Here is an 18,996-nt window from a genome sequence, read left to right on the forward strand (position 1 = left end):
CCCGCTCGGTGATCTGGCGGACTGCTTCTTCTTTAAACTCAGGGGTAAATCGTGGTGTGCCCATAGACTCCTCCTATGCTCAAAATATAGGGCAGATTTGTCTATGGGCTCGGGGTCACTCCATAAATGACTCTGAGGTGTCTGTTATATCCGTGGCGATTCAGAACTACGTACACTCACATCAGTAGTGATGTAACGAAGTGAATGCCAGATCATCAGCTGCTGTAGCCCTAGTGTATCAACTCAGGCAGCTATTCAATTCATACCGCGCTTTAAATTAAACTAGTAGTGACATAGTAACCGCGTCTTCGACATACACGTAATTGAACTGAGCAATGACTGGTATTAAGTCAAATTACATGTTGTAACCGGCATATACTCAGAGAATGATACCAATGATAAGAAAAATTACTGAATTTCCACTGTTCAAAACTAACTTTTTCATGATAGCTTTGGGCTAAAGGGACACAGATCTAGTTACTTATGTCGCTTCCCTCCTTTAGATCATAAGTTTCACCTGAAACTATATGCGTTTAGTTGCAAGATTTTGGCTGTTGGTTTACTCATTTGATTACAAGGAAATTAAAATGAAAATTATAAATATATGAGTTTTATCTATTAATCAGATGAGTGAGATTTTTATGTCAAAAGTAGCATTAGCCAGTTCCGCAAAGAAAAAAGCGTATGTTCAGATTGTACTGGCCGCACTGGTAGCTTATTTTCCATTCTGGTTAGGCTGGCGAGATACTGGGAGCATTTTGTTTTTCCTTATCCCAGCATTACTCCTTGCCTACATGTCGTTTACGAATTATCGCTATATCGCGGTGTATAATTCATATGAGAGCTATTTCAATGAACGTGGAGATGGTGTTTTCCATCACTATCTCAATAACGGTACGTACATTTGGGAGATGTACATTAATACCAATAATGAGACGGTTCGTTTGCAATCAAATGGAAAGAGACAAACTTTCAGATTTGATGAGATTAAAGGCGCAGAGTATTTTGTAAACTCCTATAGTGGAAGTGCAGGTTTAACACCCGATATTGAAGGGCCGAAATCATTTCGTGAGACAGGCTTCTTTGTGACCACTAAGGACCTGAAAGACCCAGAATGGCACATCCGCTTGATCGCAGAGAATATGAAAGTGAACATGAAAAGTTCTGCATTCTATACAGATATTAAGCGGCAGTGTGATTCATGGATTAATGTTTATGAACAGGTTGTATTTAAAAACCTCTGAATAAACTAGCAACTTGAAGAAAGCCGCCATTACGGCGGCTTTTTAAAAAAATGTATTACTGAACTACCCGCCAGCCTGAATCGCCTTCAATAAATGTCAGTTCACCAGTTGTTTGACGCTTGCCAACGAAGGGGGCAGTCACCTCCATTTCAACCTTACATTTATAAGAGCCATCACTTTGAGCGTCCTGACATGCTAGTTTTTTTATGTTATTAACCTTCATTAGCATATTGTCCGTTAAAGCCTTCCCGCCAATTGATTTCGCCTGTTGGTTAGACTGATCGACGTTCTGCTGAATAGCAGACTGAATGTCACTTTCAGAGGGTTCGCTTTTACATCCGGCCAGCACTGTTGCGCAGCCGATAACCAAAACTGCACCCCAAATTTTATTGTAATCCATGCCAATATCCTTATATCAAATGAAATCCCACGATAGTTATTACCACCGGGGAACGATGAAACTACCAGCACAAATGCTGCCTAAGTCTGTTTAGATCTTCAAGACACATTTACCTGCCTACCTATCATACTTCTTTTTCTTGAGATTAAAATGCTGAGTCATATGATGAGACATCAGGTCTGCTGCGGATTTTGATAGCTTAGTTTTGTTCATAACGGAATCTATTGTCATAATACAAATTATCGGGCTCACCCACTACATTAACGTTAGACTTCTAACTAAAATGAAGATAGGTAAGTAATACAAGGTTCCTGTGGAGATCTACCCTACCCGACCATACTAATGAGTTTACTATCTATAAAGTCAGGTGTATTTTGATACCGTTGGTGCCGGAAATGGGGATTCTGGAACAAGCTCTACATGGACGAGAATGCCTTAACTGCTCGATTGTGATGCTGCTTATAGTTTTGATATATGACCACTATCTCTGTCTTCTGGCTAAATCATAATTTATTTTTAAACCTGAGTTAATATTCAGGATTAAATAATCTCAAAATGGAATTAATATGAAACCAAGACTCATCGCTGCATTATTACTCGCTTCAGCTACCCTAACAGGATGTTCTGCTCTGGATTACAAGTCAGGTACTTCAGTTAGTAATGCGCAACTTGCTGCTTTTAAGCCCGGAAACACAACCCAAGATGATGTTGTTAAAGCTATTGGTAATCCTCCTAAGAAGGATGAAGTCAACGGCAAAGAAATCTGGTCTTACCCATATACAAAAATTGCGGCGATTCCGTTTATGCCAAACGCCAGTGAAACCACAGTATTTGAATGGTCGAAGAAAGGTAAGCTCCTGAACGCTTACAAGAGTGGCGGTACCGCAGGCGGCTCCGATAACCCTCTTCTCAGCGCTGCCGGTCAGTAATACGGTTTAAGGTGCCACCAGACGGGGCGCCTTTCCGTTCTTTAATTCTTATTTTTTTAGCTAATCAAATTCGCCGAATTGGTACTGGATGATGTTCCGTATCGGGTCTAATATCCACCTTCCAAATAATATAAAACTGATATCTGTATTTTCAAATCAAAGGAGATGAAAATGAATAAATCTATACTTGTTATTGCCGTAGGGATGTGCCTTGCAGGTTGTGACAAAAAAGTAGAGGAAAAGCCTGTAAGCGAATTGACGCACGAAGAGCAGGTTGGTTTGTGCAGCAATCCGGCAGTCGTGAAGACGATAACTGATGGTTTTAAAGCAGAAACCGTAAAAAACCTGGATGCAAGCCCTATAAACTATTACCCACTCATAAATGCAAAGCAGGATGAACCTGAGTATAAATATAAAGATTCACCCTTCCTTTATACATCAAAATTTTTTGAAGACGGATTTGGCACAACTGAGCGATTAAAAGTAGATAAAATAACAGTTACAGGCACGCGCTCAGACAGTATAAATTGTGAGGCAACAGTAACTTTAGATAGTGACAGCCTTTACAAAAGAAATATCTCAGGCCCGATGTCATATCAGCTTGTTAAGCAGGGAGATAAATACACCCCTAAAGTTCCTGAATTTGGTATTGTTAACCTCAGATTTTCGATGAGTGATGAACCTACAAATGAGCAAACTGCATGGCGAAATGGATTTTTTGAGAATCTTTCCGCAATTGATAACAAAACAAAATCCATACCGAATGACAGTTTCATTCCCGTATCTCAGGACGACTTATACTATATATATTTTTCACAGGCACCGCGTGAATTCTCAGATGATGAGCTTATGAGCTTCTTCTCAGGAAAGTGGAACAGTACAACAGATTCTTTTGCAAAAGAAGATTTAAAAAAGTATGAGCTGCCAGTAATCAAGGCAAAGATTGCTAAATATAAAGACATCCACAACATCGTGTTTTATGCATCCAGTAATTATGGTTACAACAACAATCCGGACATCCCAGATTTTAAGACAGCTTCAGATGAGAAGGTATTTAACCTCAATGATGGCGCACTAACTCTTCTGGCTGGCGAAAGTTATAACTTCGACATCAAGGGGTATAAATATTCCGGGATTGGTTGTGGCATGGTTAGTGGGCGAAGCTACAGTAATAGAGGAATAACTGTTAGCATCCCGCGTCGTCTTAATGCATGCAATATAGTCATACCTGACGATAAAGCCAGAGATATATCTTCAGCTCTCTCGTCCATTCACTCCAAGCAAAAAAATGTAGAATACTTCGACAAATATTACCTTCACATTGATAAGGTAGATGGAGATTCAAACATAATTTCAACTGCGCTGGTTCGTGAAGAACTGAAGATTTATGATCCAGAGAATCATCAGGTGATAATCGAAACTACTATTAAATAGAGGTAACCACCTCAGAGATATAAGCTACATAAAGTAATTAGCGAAAACATGAATTGACTTAAGTTTGCATTAAGCTTAAGTCAATCACCTCAGAATTATAATATTTTAAAAATCTTAATAGTTTATCAGTTTTTTTTTGCCGGTTCGTTATAAGTAGCTTTTAAGGACGGCATTTGCAACTTAGGCTGCATGTTATTGATGGTCACCAGCAGTCAAGAATCAATTACTGCCATGAGCGCACCATAACAATCAATTTTGAATGGACTTATTGTCCAGATATCGCTTTGACAGAGAATCAAACGATGAACATAAGAGACGAAGAGTTGCCAAGCCGCTCAGGCTAAATGCAATATGTTTACCGTTTGTGTCGCTGAACTCAACCCAGCCGCCTATTCTGAACGTATTAACTTCATATAATTGTATTTTTATGAACTGGGAGGGGCTAGCACTCACCTACTGAACGGGGCTTAGTACTAACCTTAACCTTATATAATTAACATTATATATCACCACCCCAACCCAGCGCTTTACTGCTCACTCAAATCATCAAGGTAGATACTAACTTCATATAATGGGCTTTTTATAAAGCTAGCAGAAATACACTCTCAACTTTAGTTATAATTTAATTAAGCCCCTAGCCTTATAATCATGTGAGTTTAGAGCTTTATCACTATTGTATTAGATTATTGTCTTTCGTTAAAACTTGAAAAAAATAAGCGAGGGAAGATAGGGAGTATACAAAAAACACTTACTTATTTAATGAAATATCTTTAGACTAGGTATTCGGTATAACACCAATCAGACTTAATTGAAATCTTTTTTATTAGGTAGGAAACATCAGGATTATTTCCGGTCATAGCCGCATCAACTTTGATAGCGCCTGGAGATTCATGAAGCGGCGATGGAGAAAAAGGCATCGCTTAATTTCCATTTTTGATGATAGAAAATGATGTCAGCGACTATTAACTGTTCCTTTTATTCCGTAAGTAGGGTGCCGCTAAAAAATCCATCAACATTATCTACCTAACCGAAAATATCATTTTTTTTGTGCTGATGTTATTGCCCAAGTTAATGAATATTTTAACTTATGATTAGCCATTCCATTTTACCGTTACGGCTCTTGCCTTGGACATCCTTCAAAATCGCCACCTTAAGCCGACTTTTTCGAGCGAAATTACTCATAACTTTATTGGCCCAAGCATTTTTGAATACAAGTCGTAATTTTCCTCATCAAAGCAAACCAAATTTACTTGCTCTATGCTGGGGTTGTCACGCAAACACTGATTAATCATACCTAATGCGATTTCAGCCGCCAACGCTTTAGGAAATCTGTATATGCCCGTACTGATGTTAGGAAACGAGACGGTTTGGATGCCGTATTCCTCTATCAGTTTAAAACAGCTCAGATAGGCATTTTTCAATAGCGTTTCTTCATCATGTTCCCCGTCTTGCCAGTGTGGACCAACGGTGTGAATGACGTATTTTGCTGGCAAATCACCCGCCGTGGTGATCACTGCATCTCCGACTTTGCAGCCACCTTGTCGATTTCTGATTTTCTGACACTCAGCCAAAATCGCTGGCCCACCCGCACGATGGATGGCGCCATCAACTCCGCCCCCCGCCCAGCAAGGATGTGTTGGCGGCGTTAACAATGGCATCAGCTGGAATTTTGATTATATCTTCTTTGAGCAAGGCGATTTTGTTCATGTTACTTCTAATCCTCAGTTTCAGCAGTCTTAGCCAGAAGTTAAGTAATCATCCTCTCATTCCATCCGTCCTTAAACACAATATTGCCGTCCACGTATTTCCAAGTGATCTTTTCATATTGGAGCTCAATATTTTCCAGATCCGTGCTGGTCTGGCCGTTTGGCAACAGGGCCGGAGAGATACTGGATAATTTGACGTTTTCCAGGAGAATATTAAAATACTCAACTTTAATACCTGCTTCGTTAATTCAGTACATCTTAATGGTCGCTGATTTAAGCGTTCTGGCCTGCCACCGTGCACGAAGCAGCGTTAGTGTTGTGCGGTCAAATTCATTCTGAATTGTGATTGGGTATCCACCCGCGTTCCCGTCAATCTGCCCGTGTGCTGATCTATCGGAATAGGAATGTTGTGCATCACCGTGTTCAGTTCAATCGAACCGAGGCGCGTAGGCATCGTACAGAAACCCACAATCGGCGGGCCGCTTTCATCTTCCAACCATAAATGCGCTGGAACAGATACATTTAATTCTTTAAAGTTTTCGAAATTTATAAACAACAAAAATATACACACACAGGTAAACGAACCCCACGCTCAGCATGCCGCTGTCAGGTAAACGGTAAAATTGCAACATGCCATACAGCACAGTAACAATAACCGGCACGTAAATACGCAGCAGCATTTTTGATTGTGACCTCAGCCACTGCCTTAAGAAACGTTTCATGCCCTTACCATCAGTTTAGCGAGCACCTGAGCAAGTTTATACTCTGAAATCCATGAATTATTAAGCGAACTTACTGACTTAATTGGAAGCTTCATCAATAACGCCAAAAGCTAAGCAATCATCCTCTCATTCCATCCATCCTTAAACATAATATTTCCGTCCACGTATTTCCATGCAATCGTTTCATATCGTGGCTCAATATTTTCCAGATGCGTGCTGGTCTGGCCGTTTGGCAACAGGGCTGGAGAGATGCTGGATATTTTGACGTTTTCCAAAAGAATATTGAAATACTCAATCTCAATGCCTGCTTCGTTAATTCGGTACATCTTGATGGTCGCTGATTTCAGCGTACGGGCCTGGCACAATGCACGAAACAGTACCGGTGTTGTTCTATCAAACTCTTTTTGAATGGATATGGGGGAATGAATCCTCGTGGCTGTAAGCCTTCCCGTGTGCTGATCTACCGGGATTGTGATGTTATGCATCACCGTGTTCAGTTCAATCGAACCGAGGCGGGTCGGCATCATGCACGAACCTACAATTGGTGAACCACTTTCATCTTCTAACCAGAGATGTGCTGGAGTTGACATATTAAATCCTTTAAATTTAACGAAATTTATAAACAGAGATTATTAGCGTGAGAAGATATACAAGGCCCACGCTCATCATTCTACTCTCGGGATAGAGATAAACTTTAAGCACACCAAACACGAGAGCACATAAAACCGGCACATAGATGCATAACAACAATTTTAATTGTTCTACCAACCATCGCTTCAAATATGCCCTCATATTTCACTCCAACCTACTCGTATACAAGCCTGAAGAGCATTATTTTTCACCACGCTAAGCATGCTCTATTTTACTCTTAGACTTAACGACATTTGTAGATAACAAATGATAGAGAGCACAAATAAAATATCCCTACACCTAACATACTGCTATCTGGAAAAAAGTAGATTTGTAGCAGCGCAAAAATTATCGTTGATACTATCGGCACGTAAGTGCAGATCAGAAATTTCGATTCTGATATTAACCATTGCTTTAAAAATTTCTTCATCACTTCCCCACTAACTTCATCAATACTTCAGCGACTTCGTAATCCGAAAGCCATTGATTTCTTAGCGCACCAGCCCGCATGAATGAAGGTTCAATAAGGAAATACATCATTTCGAGTTCTCGCATATACAATGCGTGATAAAAAGGAGGATGCATTATTTGCAAGCGCTTTGCGCTGTCTGCTGCGTTTTGAACTATGGCATAAATTCCCAATAATGACGCTGCCGCGCCAACTGCAGTACCAACATTACGCCCAACAGGAAGCGTTATATTCATCCCCAGAACGACAGCCATAGTCGCACCAGCACCAAATGCGCGAGTAGTCAGTGTGCTGGCTGCGATGTGAATGTTGGCTCGCATCAGATGCATTTTAATTACTTCAAGCTGCCTGTATGATCTGTGCTCAAGCTGATAGTCAATGTAAGTTTTCACCAGCGAATAAATAATATCTCTATCTTTGATTAACCGTATGACCGCTTTTCTGAAACGATTATCTTCCAGCACCTGATTTTTACAGACGTCTATGTATTCATCAGTAAAGCACGATGCATAAAATGAAAGCCGGGTCGCCCCTTTATTGATCTTACTGACTTGTTCGGAAACTGCATCAATAACGCCTGAAACGGCGTTATCGAGCTTTTCTGCCAGAATCCTTTGCGCCTGAAGCTGCTTTATGACCGCATCACTGTGGTACATATATATCCCTATAGTTAATTCCGTTAACCATGAAAACTATAGGGTAATGATATAACTCCGTGAAGCTAAATTTTAACCAGATGTGATCCTTATTCATAAAATAATGATGTGTAAATCCGCATTTAAATGTGTGTTTTATTCGTTTCACTAAAGAAAACACTGAGATGTGTTGGTGTTTGAAATATCTATCATTTAATACGTAATTGCGTACAGATATATGTCATTCGTCTTGAGCTTATTAATGCGAAACGGTCGCCATTAATGGCGACCCTACGGGTTAATTCATTACTAATCCGCCATCAACGTATAACGTTTGTCCGGTGACAAACTCGCTCCAGTCGGACGCCAGAAACAGCACCGGGCCGGTGACATCTTCCGGGCGCGCGATGCGGCGCAGCGGGGTTTGCGCAGTGAGGAAATCGCGCACCTCTTCGCGCGTTGCCTGGCTGGCATCGGTGGGATACACCAGACCGGGCGCGACGCAGTTAACACGAATCCCCAGCGGGCCAAGCTCCGTCGCCAGCGTGCGGCTAAAGCCGGTCAGCGCCGCTTTCGCGGTGATGTAATCGTGATACGGCACCGAAGGACGCGCTACCAAATCGCTGGTCAGATTGACGATACTGCCGCGCACGCGCGCACGCATTAAAGGCAGCGCCGCCTGGCAGACGTTATACGCGGCTTTCACCGCGCCATCGAACTGCGACTGATAGCCCGACCATGGCGTTTCCCAAAAGCGTGAACGATTTTCGGTGTCGAAAACGTATGGTGCGAAAGCATTGTTGATCACCGCATCGAGGCGGCCGGTGGCGTTGACGATCTGCTCCATCATCGCGTTGACCTGCTGCACACAGGTGACATCTGCGGCAATCGCCAATGCGTCGCCGCCTAATGCGCGGCACTCTGCAACTACGCCCGCTGCAGTAGCTTCATTGCGCAAATAGTTCACCACCACGAATGCGCCTTCAGCGGCGAAGGCTTTAGCGATTGCCGCACCAATGCCGCGACTTGCACCGGTTACCAGAACGGTTTGGTTGGAGAATTTCATTGTTAATCCTTTGGATTAAGGTACGTTTCAACCAGGTGCGCATTAATGCGCACCCTACAAAACCGGTGCGTCGTAGGGTCGCCATTCATGGCGACCGCGTCAGTCCGCATAAGGCGCAAACCCTTCTGCCGCCGCTTCTGCGCCCTGCTCGATCTCCGTGATGGTCACCAGATCGAGCAAACTAAAACGCCCGTCGTGATGCCAGCCCGCTTCCGGCGAGGTCATGTTGCCGAACGCGGCGATGCGGGTAACACCCACTTGCCCAAGAAGAGCGGAGATGCGGAACAACTCATTCGGCGCGGCCGCCACGCCTGCGGTTTGCAGAAAATGCCGCTGCTGCGCCACCAAATCGACCACTTCCTCCAGCGCATCCACGGACACCACTTTCAAGGTGCGGCCAAGTGCAGCAGGCGATAAAGGCTCTGCATGATCAACACTCACCACCGCCCAACTGTCTGCCGCCTCGCCGTAAAGCGTACGATCGCCACCCAGCGCCCGGATCTCCTCGCCATTACGCCACGCGGCAATGCTGTTCATCTCATCATTAGCCAGCGGACGGCGCGGATGTTTATGCGCCAGCGCAGCGAGTTCATGGACGATATAGCTGGCGAACTCATCCGGCGACACCTTGCCGCCGCGCTCGACAAATAGCATTTGTGGCGAGTAGCAACCGGCCTGGTCGTAACGCATCACGTCATAGGCCACACGGCGCGCCAGCTCCGCGCCCTGCCGAGTATTTAACGCCGAACGCGCCACCATTCCGAAACTGATTTTGTGTCCGTGCGGCAGAAAGCGCGTGGTAACCGGCAAACGTTGTTGGATCGCCGCCAGCGTTGGGTTGCTGCCATAAGCCACCAGTGTATCGGGCTGGCGCAGCCAGGTTGGCTCGGTTTGCGCATCGCCGCCTTTCCACCACACCACCGCGATGCACTCGCCGAGTTTTGGATCAATTTCCGCCAGCAACTGCGTGAACCAGCTTGCCATCAGCGGCTCATTGCCCGGCAGTTTGCCGATGGTGCCCGCCTTGACCAGCAGGCCGCAAATCAAACTCCACAGCGGCAAACCCGGCACGTTGCCCGCCCAGATATGCATCAACAATTGCGGGCCAAACGCGCGTGCAAAGCCGCCTTTGGGGCGTGGCTGGAAATCGTCGAGCATCTGCGGATCGGTGAAATCCTCCGCCAGAAAGCGCTTCAGCTGCGGCTGACGAAAGGTTTTCAGGTAGCCGGTGAGGCCAAGCCGCACCATTTCGGCATCGTAACCGGTGACGATGGGCAGCAGCTTTTCGGCTTTGATACGCATTGGATGATGGCGATCGAGCAGTCGCGCCACCGCTTCATCAATGATGGCGATGATCTGCGCAACGCTCAGCTGGTGGAGATAAGCGCGGGCGTTGGTGCGGATGCGCGCTGCGAGCGCCTTTATCTGCGCGTCATCAAGTTGCGGAACGCTAACCTCGAGGCTTGCGCCACGATGATTGAAACTCAGCGTATGCCACTGCACTTCGTCGGCGGAAAGGCCCGGCAGATGTCCGGCAACTTCCTTCACAACTGTGCCTGCGCGCTGGCGAGAAACGCTGCCATGGTCAGCGAACAGCCTTTGGCATCAGCGCCGGTCGCGCGTCCCAGCAGATGGAATCCGCCGGGCACCATCACGCCCGCATCTTCGGTTAACAAGGCGGAAACCGAGTTGAAATGTGCCAGATCGTGATGCACCAGCACGCCAATCTCGCCGTCCGGCACATCATCACCGGTAAGCGGATTGACCACGCGTGTGCGGATCCAGTGTGGCCCGGATTTTACCGGCGGGCAGCGTTCATTGCCCGCATCGTAAAACTGCGTGCTGATTTCCGTCATACCGTACATGTTGATGCAGTGTGAGCGCGGGATGCCGAAGGCGTGAGAGAGCGAAGCGTAGAAATCCTCTGCGCCAATCTCGCGTGACTGGCCTTTGAAACCGCCGGTATCGAGAATGCGACTGCCAGCAGGCAGCGCGAAGCCGCGTTGCTGGCGCTGCATTTCATCCAGCAGAGGCACGAAGCTGTAGCTGGCACCCAGCAGCGCATAAGGTTCGCCGCTGGCTTCGGCCTGTTCCAGCGCACTGAACAGGCGATCGATATCGAGGCCATGCTCGCCCACCATTCCTTCGCTGTCTGGCGTGCCGCACTCCTGCATCGCCAAATCGAGATAGGTCGCCAGCGAGGAGTTCGGCATCGCCACGGTATCCGGGAATAAAATGCCCATGCGCATGCGTTCACTGCCCGCCATAAAGCGACGGCGGAAGTTGAGCAGCATCGATTTCTTCCACACGTCCAGCGTCGGATGGTAGCTGCGCCCTCTTACCGCGCCGGTGGTGCCGCTGGTCATGAAGATTTCGGCAATTTGGTCAGTGGGACGGCAGCTGAGCGTCAGATCTTTAAAGGCATTAATCGGGATAGCAGGAATGTTGCGCCAGTTTTTCACCGTCAGCGGCGTGCGTCCGCGCTGGATGGCGAAGCGGCGATAAGGTGGGTTGTGTTCGAATTGATAAGCGAAGATTTCGAGGGCCAGCTGGTTGAAATCGTCGTCTGAGGACTCTTCGCGCTGCAGGAATGTCAGCAAAGCCTGGATGATGTGTGTTTCGTTCATGTGTCGCCACCTTTGCGATTGCGCAGAGACTCTCAGGCAACGCCTGAAGAGCGCGAACTGTCCGCTACAAAGCACAAAGAGGGAATCAGGGCGCAATATCGCCCTGCGGTTCCGCATCCCTACGCCGGTATTAGCCGGATCAGGTTCGGAGGGTCACTACGTTGCCAGCGCATACACGCCAGCCGGTAGAATCTCAGCCCCTTAACAGAGCACCCCTTGGAACAAGCCGCAGTCTAGGATGGCGCGCGATGATGTGTCAACCTTGTTAAATTCTGGCCTGTCCGGCATTCATTACGCCATGTCTTATACTTTGGGCATCAGTATTTGTGGAGGTGAAGTATGGCTGGCGGTTGGTCAGAAGACGGTGCAGTGCACAAACAAATTGATGCCACGGTTGATGACGCGGTGGCCCGCGCACGCGAGAATCTCGGCCACGGTGAAAGCGCCGAGTTTTGCGACGAGTGCGGCGCACCGATCCCGGAAGCGCGTCGCGCGGCATTAGCTGGCGTGCGTTACTGCGTAAATTGCCAGAACAAGATCGATAAAAAACAGGCGGCGACCAGCGGTTATAACCGCCGCGGAAGCAAGGATAGTCAGTTGCGGTAGTTTTTATTGATGATGCAGTAACACCACCAAAAACGCGCCAATCCTTTGTAGGGTCGCCATTTATGGTGACCGAAATTCGCATATATGTCTGGTTATGCTTGAATCGGTCGCCATGAATGGCGACCCTACGTTGCTTTGGCGTTATTACAGCTGAATATTAATCAGGGTTTTGTACCATCGGCCAAATGAAATAATTTAACGCGCAAAGCAGCCAAATCGCTCATCAAGTAACGGATAATTTTTCGCGTCAGGAAGTTCGAAGTGCCACCATTCCGTTGGCATGGCGACAAAGCCGCCGCCAAACATAATCGCGTTCAGCAGCAGGCGATTACGTTGCGCTTCGGCGGGGACATTCGGATGATACGGATGTGATTCTGCTTCCATCGCATCAAAGGCGGTGCCCATATCCAGCGGCTGGCCTTGTGCATCAAGTAACGTCAGGTCAATTGCGACGCCGCGACTGTGATTCGAACCCTGCGCGGGCGGCACCACATAATCTTTATCTGGACAGGCATCCCACAAGTGCCACTGCGCTTGCTGCGGCCGATAGGCATCGAGTACCAACAAACTGAATCCCGCCAGCCGGGCGATCTCAATGCTTTTTGCCAGTGCGTTGGCGGCGGCCGGATGCAGCAGCGCTTTGGCCTCCTGGTAAATGGCATAGCCCGCGATGTTATCCGCCGTGGCATATTTCAGATCGAAACGTAAAGCGGGAAAGGTTACGGCTAAATCAATCAGTTCAACGTCCTGCGTCATAATACATCCTGCTCATTACTGGTCCGGCAATGATAATAACTGACGCGGTAAATTTGTCAGCCGCTCTGCACCAGCGGGCGTAACGCGCACCGTTTCGCTGAACGCCAAACCTTGCGCGGAAATATACATGTGGAACACCATATTCTCTTCCAGCAGCCACTGCGCGTTAGGGTAGAAACTGCAGGAAAAATCACTGGGTCGTGGCGTGCGTGTATAAAGCCCCAGCGCATAACCGGTGATATTGGGATAATCCGCGCGCAATCCTCTACTCAAAACCGCATCGCGCACGATGGCATCCACGTCGTGCGCCGTCATGCCCGGTTTCATGGCGGTAAATTGCTGATCCTGAATCGCGATCAGCTGTGCTGCCACTTCGGCACGCTGCGCCGAAATCTCCCCGACGATATAAGGCCGCATCAGGCGCGCGCTGTAATGTTTCACTTTTGGTATCAGCTCGACATGCAGCACATCGCCTTTTTCCAGCCGCTGCTCGTGGCCACTAGCATGCAGAAAACCATTATCACCGCTGGCGATCACTATCGGTCCGGTTTCGCCGGTATCCGCGCCAAGCTGTAAAAACTCTCCGGCGGCCAGCGCGGCGACATCGCGCACGCGCCAGCCGCCCTCCACTTCCGCGCCAATCGCCATCATTGTGGCATCGGCAATGGCAGCAGCCTGACGCAACGCGGCGATTTCCGCCGGGAATTTGACGCTACGCAGCCGGTCGCTCAAGCCGGTTAAATCATGCCACGTCACGTCTGGTAGATAGCGCGAAAGCTGCTGCCAGCTGTGTACCGTCATGCCGTAAGAGTAAAAGTCCGCGCCGATGCGCGCCTGTTGATATCCGCGACGGATTAGGCTTTGCGCCACCGTGTGCCAGGCATCCTGATCATCGCGATAGCTTTCCACGTCCAGCGTCGGCGATTGCGTGCGGCATGGCGCCTCATCCAGTTGGCGCAGCACCATCCAGGGTTCGCCGTTGAGCGGCACCAGACAGGCGCGATACAAGGTTTCGGAGACGGTAAAGCCGGTGAGCCACGCCAGCAGCTCACCGTGATCCACCAGCATGATATCGACCGTGTTCTGCTGCATGGCGGCGCGCAGACGCATCAGCGCTTCGGCGTGCATTACGCGGCCTCAACCGGCTGGCAAATCTCCAGAATGGCCAGCAAATAGATGCGCACCATATCGAGGAATTCACTGATTTCAACCCGTTCATCCGGCATGGTGTTGTATTTGCCGCCCGGCCCACAGACGATCCCTTCCATGCCCGCATGCTGATAGAGATGCGCCGCGTCAGTGCCAAAGAATGCCGGAGGCGTGATCACGCCGGTCGGCTGCTCGGTTCCGCGCACGGTTTTCCAGCCGCGATTCACCGCTTTAACGATGGCCGATTCCGGTGACACTTCGAACGGCAACATGGTCGGTTTATCGCGGATGCCATCATCGTAAAGTTCAGCTTTCAGGCCCGGATAACGCTGGCACAAGGTATTCAGCAATGCCTGCAGATCGGCGAGCACACCTTCCACGGTTTGCCCCGGCGCGAAGCGTGCCGAGCCTTTTAAGCGCACAAAGTCAGCCACCTGCGGCGGTCGCCACTCTTCCAGATCGCGGCCCAACGCGCCATGCACGGTACCGATATGTCCACGGTTAATCTTCAAATGCTCAGCAGTTTTCGCACCGCTAAAGGTCATAACGTTAATCTGCGGAATCAGTTCGACGGCGGCGCTGATCGCATCCACCGCTTCTTCACGCTTGGACAAATGACGCGTATCGCCGGTGAGCTCAATGGTAAACATCAGCGAACCGGCGTGCATAGTTAGCGCTTGCAGGTCGGTGGGTTCGGCGTTGATGAAGTAGTCGGCGCGCACACCTTGCTCAATCGCCGCCAGCGTGCCAATGCCGCCCTGCAACTCGCCCACCACGTAGGTCAGAATCACATCGCCTTTCAGCTTCACACCGGCATCAATCAGGGTTTTCAAGGCGCAAAAGTAGGCGGCATCACCCGCTTTCATGTTCGACACGCCGATACCGTAGATGAACTGCTCGTCAATTTTTCCTTCCCAGGGATCGACGGTCCAGCCCTCGGTGACCGGATTGGTATCCAGATGTCCGTTAAACAGCAGGCTTTTGCCGCCGCCGCTGCCTGCTAGTCGTCCAATTGCGTTCAGTCGATCGCTAGGCACGTTTTGCAGTTCGGTTTCCAGGCCCAGCTGCGCCATCTGCGCGGCCATGTATTTCGCCAGTTCACGCTCACCATCGGTGGCGCTGTAGCTTTTGTGCTGCACCATTTTTGCCAGGAAAGAGAGGCAAAAGTCGCGATCGATATGATGAATTAACTGTTCAGGATTCATGTTTTTCTCGTCATGCAACGGACTTGGATAAGTCGGGAATATGCACCGCATCAAGCAGTGCACGGGTATAAGGATGCTGCGCCAGTGCCGTCATGTTGTCGCCGGGCAGCACTTCCACCACGTCACCGCGATACATCACCGCCACGCGATGGGCGATCTGGCGAATCAGGTTGAGATCGTGGGTAATAAACAGATACGCGGTGCCGTAGCGGCGACGCAGTTCCAACAGCAGCTCGATGATGGTGGCCTGCACCGAGACGTCGAGCGCGGCAGTGATCTCGTCACAAATCACCAAATCCGGCGGATTAGCGAAGGCGCGGGCGATGGCGACGCGCTGCTTTTGGCCGCCCGACAGCGCATGCGGATAACGCTGCGCAAACTCCGGCGGCAAACGCACTTCCTGCAGCAAACGCGCCACCGCCTGCGCTTCGGTTTCGCCCGGCGATAAACCGTACAAGCGCAGCGGTCGCGCAATGATTTCGCCGATGGTCATACGCGGGTTCAGCGAAGCATCGGGATGCTGGAAAATCATCTGCACGCGTCTGCGATACTCTTTGTCCATCTGCGCGCGGCCATGCAGCGTGTAGCCACAAAAATCGAGCTCGCCGCTGAACGGCACCAGTCCAGTGATAGCTTTACCCAGCGAGGATTTACCGGAACCCGATTCGCCGACCACGCCGAGAATTTCTCCCTGATGCACAGTGAGCGAAACCGCATTGGCGGCGCGCGTGGTGTTGGCTTCACGCTTCAGCAGGCGATCGAGAAGACCGTGTTTGCCGTAATCGATAGTCAGCTGCTTCAGACCGAGTAACGGTTGATTGCCCGGCGCGTCCTGCACCAGCCGGTGTTGCGGATTAGGCACCGCCTCAATCAGCTTGCGCGTGTAGGCATTTTGCGGCGCGTTAAACAGGCTATGCGTGTCGGCCTGTTCGACTATGCGCCCTTGTTCCAGCACACAGACGCGATTGGCGACTTTGGCGACTAACGCCAGATCGTGCGAGATATACAACGACGCGACGCCGGTCTCTTCGCGCAACCGCTCGTAGAGATCGAGGATTTGCGCCGAGCTGATTACATCCAGCGCGGTGGTTGGCTCATCAAAAATCATGCAGTCCGGCTGGCAGGCAAACGCGGTGGCGATCAGGATGCGCTGCTTCTCGCCCCCCGAAACCTGATGCGGATAGCGGCGCATCATGCGCACCGGATTTTTGAGTTCAACGTCGTGCAGCAGCGATTCGCCCAGCTCCTGCGCTTCACGCGCGGACAAACCGCGATGGCGACGTAGCACTTCGGTGACCTGCTCACCTAAGGTCAGCGTGGGATTGAGCGAGGCGCTGGGATCCTGAAAAATCATGCCCAGTTTGGCTCCGCGCAGCGCCGTCAGTTTGGCCGCTGGCAAGGTCAGCAGGCTGTCGCCGCTCAGGCGGATATCGCCTTGCAGCTCACGCGCATTGCCCGCCAGCCAGCGCATAATCGCCCAGCCGAGCGTGGTTTTGCCGGAACCCGATTCGCCCACCAGCCCCAGCACTTCGCCGGGCATCACCTGCAAGTTGATATCACGCAGTACCGGCAAAGCATGTCCTTTGGCTAACGCGTAATCGAGGCTGTAATTTTCCACCGACAGCACCGGTGCAAGCTTGTCACTCATCAGTGGCTCCTTGGGTTGAGCACATCACGCAGCCCGTCACCCAGTAAATTAAAACCAATGGCGACCAGCGCGATGGCGAGGCCCGGAATCATCATCATCCACGGCGCATTGAAGAAGTAAGCGCGCGCTTCTGAGACCATCAATCCCCACTCCGGCTCTGGCGGCTGTGCGCCTAAACCCAGGAAACTCAGGGTGGCAAACAGCATGATGGCGAAGGCAACGCGAATGGTGGCTTCAACGATGATCGGCGCCAGAATATTCGGCAGCATTTCGCGCAGGATGATGTAGTGCCCGGCTTCGCCGCGCGCGATGGCAGCGTTGATGTAATCCTGCTGACGGGCGGCCAATGCCACGCTGCGCGAGATGCGCACCATGCCCGGCACAAAGGCGATAGTGATCGCCAGCACCGCGTTCATGCTGCTCTGCCCGAGCGTGCTAACAATCAGCAACGCAAACAGCAGGCTGGGAATCGCCATCACCGCATCCATGGTGCGCATCATGAACTCATCAAATTTGCCGCCCAGATAGGCGCTGGCAGTGCCGAGCACCGAACCGATCACCATCGCCAGCGCGGTAGCCAGCAGCGACAGTAAAATGGTTGAGCGCGCGCCCACCATCACGCGGCTGAAAATGTCGCGGCCCATCTGATCGGTACCAAACCAGTGTTCCGCACTGGGCGGCTTATAGCGCGTCAGGATGGAAATTGATTCAGGATCAAAAGGCGCAACGTGCGCACCGCCCACCACCATCAGCAGCGCCAGCAAAATGATCAGCACGCCAGCGGCGCCCTGCGGTGAACGCAGCAAACGTTTCAAAATATCAGGCATAGGAGATCCGCTTATCGAGAGTGACGTAGGCCAAATCAGCCAGGAAGTTCACCACTGAATAGGTCGCGGCGAGGATCATCACGCCAGCCTGAATGGTGGGCAGATCGCGCGCCTGCACGGCGACAATCAGTTCGCGGCCAATGCCGGGAATGGCGAAGATCTCCTCCACCACCACAATGCCGCCCAGCAGATAACCAACATCCAGCGCCACAATGGTGATGGTCGGCAACAAGCCGTTTCGCAGCGCATGTCGCCAGAGAATGCGACGACGCGATAAACCTTTCAGCCACGCGGCGCGGATGTAATCGGTATGCAGCACATCGACCATTTCTGAGCGCACCATGCGCGAGACGTGCGCCACCAGAATCAGCGCCACGGTGACCGACGGCAGAATCAGGTGCTGAATGCCGCTGACGAAGTTCTCACTGAGCGGCACATAGCCGGTGGCGGGCAAAATCTGCCAGACATCGGCAAACAGCAGCAAGACCAGCGTGGCGGTGACGAATTCCGGGAACGAGATGCCGATATAGGAGATAACGCTCACCAGCACATCGGCGGTTTTGCCGCGACGCACCGCCGCCCAGATACCGAGGGGAATGGCGATAATCAGCATCAGAATTAAGGCGCACACCGCCAATAGCAGCGAACGCGATAACGCCGTTAGCAGTGTCGGTGCCACTTCGAGGCCATTGCGCATTGATACGCCAAAGTTGCCTTGCAGTGCCTGCGTCAGCCAATGCCAGTATTGCAACCACGCTGGGGCATCCAGCCCCAGACGTTCACGCACCGCCGCCAATGCTTCCGGCGTGGCGTTTTGTCCCAGCAAGGTGACAGCCGCATCGGCCGGTAACAGTTGAGTGATGCCAAAGACCAGCAGCGACACCACTAACAAGGTGTAAACCATCAGCAGAAGGCGTTTGAGCAGATAACTTGCTGTCACGTT

The 18,996-nt window shown here is 50.1% G+C and carries 17 protein-coding genes, 2 pseudogenes and 1 riboswitch; of the genes and pseudogenes, 4 read left to right on the forward strand and 15 right to left on the reverse strand.

What is annotated here, in order from left to right; genetic code table 11:
• The first annotated feature begins 641 nt into the window (after positions 1 to 641).
• Positions 642 to 1,244 (forward strand): DUF4755 domain-containing protein, encoded by a 603-nt coding sequence (locus PanJK_RS23310; protein ID WP_265303425.1) that lies wholly within the window; start codon positions 642 to 644, stop codon positions 1,242 to 1,244.
• 55 nt (positions 1,245 to 1,299) lie between these two features.
• Here the strand turns inward: PanJK_RS23310 and PanJK_RS23315 are convergent, their stop codons facing one another.
• Complete coding sequence (locus PanJK_RS23315) at positions 1,300 to 1,644, reverse strand: hypothetical protein (protein ID WP_265303426.1); 345 nt, start codon at positions 1,642 to 1,644, stop codon at positions 1,300 to 1,302.
• Positions 1,645 to 2,210: 566 nt separating this feature from the next.
• Between PanJK_RS23315 and PanJK_RS23320 the strand changes: the two genes are divergently transcribed.
• Complete coding sequence (locus PanJK_RS23320) at positions 2,211 to 2,573, forward strand: hypothetical protein (RefSeq protein ID WP_265303427.1); 363 nt, start codon at positions 2,211 to 2,213, stop codon at positions 2,571 to 2,573.
• 171 nt (positions 2,574 to 2,744) lie between these two features.
• Complete coding sequence (locus PanJK_RS23325; RefSeq protein WP_265303428.1) at positions 2,745 to 4,007, forward strand: hypothetical protein; 1,263 nt, start codon at positions 2,745 to 2,747, stop codon at positions 4,005 to 4,007.
• Positions 4,008 to 5,185: 1,178 nt separating this feature from the next.
• Here PanJK_RS23325 and PanJK_RS23330 read toward each other — a convergent pair.
• The 8 genes and pseudogenes from PanJK_RS23330 to PanJK_RS23365 all read right to left on the reverse strand — a co-directional run bounded on the left by PanJK_RS23330 (position 5,186) and on the right by PanJK_RS23365 (position 11,862).
• Positions 5,186 to 5,714, reverse strand: a pseudogene (locus PanJK_RS23330) (O-acetyl-ADP-ribose deacetylase).
• A 40-nt stretch (positions 5,715 to 5,754) separates the two neighbouring features.
• A pseudogene (locus PanJK_RS23335) lies at positions 5,755 to 6,263 on the reverse strand (Hcp family type VI secretion system effector).
• Positions 6,244 to 6,435, reverse strand: a complete 192-nt coding sequence (locus PanJK_RS23340; protein WP_265303455.1) for a hypothetical protein — start codon at positions 6,433 to 6,435, stop codon at positions 6,244 to 6,246. Before PanJK_RS23340 ends, PanJK_RS23335 begins: the two are co-directional and overlap by 20 nt.
• A gap of 110 nt (positions 6,436 to 6,545) precedes the next feature.
• Positions 6,546 to 7,025 carry an Hcp family type VI secretion system effector gene (locus tag PanJK_RS23345; protein WP_265303430.1) on the reverse strand — a complete coding sequence of 160 codons (480 nt, stop codon included), beginning with the start codon at positions 7,023 to 7,025 and terminating at the stop codon, positions 6,546 to 6,548.
• A 469-nt stretch (positions 7,026 to 7,494) separates the two neighbouring features.
• Positions 7,495 to 8,190 carry a hypothetical protein gene (locus tag PanJK_RS23350; RefSeq protein WP_265303431.1) on the reverse strand — a complete coding sequence of 232 codons (696 nt, stop codon included), beginning with the start codon at positions 8,188 to 8,190 and terminating at the stop codon, positions 7,495 to 7,497.
• Positions 8,191 to 8,467: 277 nt separating this feature from the next.
• The gene (locus PanJK_RS23355) at positions 8,468 to 9,235 is read right to left on the reverse strand and encodes a 3-oxoacyl-ACP reductase (RefSeq protein WP_265303432.1); all 768 of its coding nucleotides are present in this window, start codon (positions 9,233 to 9,235) and stop codon (positions 8,468 to 8,470) included.
• Between the two features lie 99 nt (positions 9,236 to 9,334).
• Positions 9,335 to 10,783, reverse strand: coding sequence for an acyl-CoA reductase (locus tag PanJK_RS23360; RefSeq protein WP_265303433.1), 1,449 nt, complete (start codon positions 10,781 to 10,783; stop codon positions 9,335 to 9,337).
• Entirely contained in the window at positions 10,780 to 11,862 is a 1,083-nt protein-coding gene (locus PanJK_RS23365; RefSeq protein WP_265303434.1) for a long-chain fatty acid--CoA ligase, read from the reverse strand. Before PanJK_RS23365 ends, PanJK_RS23360 begins: the two co-directional genes overlap by 4 nt.
• A 99-nt stretch (positions 11,863 to 11,961) precedes the next feature.
• Positions 11,962 to 12,089: riboswitch (TPP riboswitch) on the reverse strand.
• A gap of 112 nt (positions 12,090 to 12,201) precedes the next feature.
• Between PanJK_RS23365 and PanJK_RS23370 the strand changes: the two genes are divergently transcribed.
• Entirely contained in the window at positions 12,202 to 12,468 is a 267-nt protein-coding gene (locus tag PanJK_RS23370) for a DksA/TraR family C4-type zinc finger protein (protein WP_265303435.1), read from the forward strand.
• A 195-nt stretch (positions 12,469 to 12,663) separates the two neighbouring features.
• Here the strand turns inward: PanJK_RS23370 and ddpX are convergent, their stop codons facing one another.
• The 6 genes from ddpX to PanJK_RS23400 are packed head-to-tail and all read right to left on the reverse strand — an operon-like array spanning position 12,664 to position 18,993.
• Positions 12,664 to 13,224, reverse strand: coding sequence for a D-alanyl-D-alanine dipeptidase (gene ddpX / locus PanJK_RS23375; protein ID WP_265303436.1), 561 nt, complete (start codon positions 13,222 to 13,224; stop codon positions 12,664 to 12,666).
• 15 nt (positions 13,225 to 13,239) lie between these two features.
• Positions 13,240 to 14,352, reverse strand: coding sequence for a M24 family metallopeptidase (locus PanJK_RS23380; RefSeq protein WP_265303437.1), 1,113 nt, complete (start codon positions 14,350 to 14,352; stop codon positions 13,240 to 13,242).
• Positions 14,352 to 15,578: a M20 family metallopeptidase gene (locus PanJK_RS23385; RefSeq protein WP_265303438.1), complete on the reverse strand. Its 1,227-nt coding sequence runs from the start codon at positions 15,576 to 15,578 to the stop codon at positions 14,352 to 14,354. Before PanJK_RS23385 ends, PanJK_RS23380 begins: the two co-directional genes overlap by 1 nt.
• 10 nt (positions 15,579 to 15,588) lie before the next feature.
• Positions 15,589 to 17,226 (reverse strand): dipeptide ABC transporter ATP-binding protein, encoded by a 1,638-nt coding sequence (locus PanJK_RS23390; RefSeq protein ID WP_265303440.1) that lies wholly within the window; start codon positions 17,224 to 17,226, stop codon positions 15,589 to 15,591.
• Positions 17,226 to 18,053 (reverse strand): ABC transporter permease, encoded by an 828-nt coding sequence (locus PanJK_RS23395; RefSeq protein ID WP_008110632.1) that lies wholly within the window; start codon positions 18,051 to 18,053, stop codon positions 17,226 to 17,228. Before PanJK_RS23395 ends, PanJK_RS23390 begins: the two co-directional genes overlap by 1 nt.
• On the reverse strand, positions 18,046 to 18,993 hold the full coding sequence (locus PanJK_RS23400; RefSeq protein ID WP_007885920.1) for an ABC transporter permease: 948 nt from the start codon (positions 18,991 to 18,993) through the stop codon (positions 18,046 to 18,048). The genes PanJK_RS23395 and PanJK_RS23400 overlap by 8 nt, the downstream gene beginning before the upstream one ends.
• Positions 18,994 to 18,996: the final 3 nt, after the last annotated feature.

The organism is Pantoea sp. JK (assembly GCF_026130245.1).
Taxonomy (GTDB): Bacteria; Pseudomonadota; Gammaproteobacteria; order Enterobacterales; family Enterobacteriaceae; genus Pantoea; species Pantoea trifolii.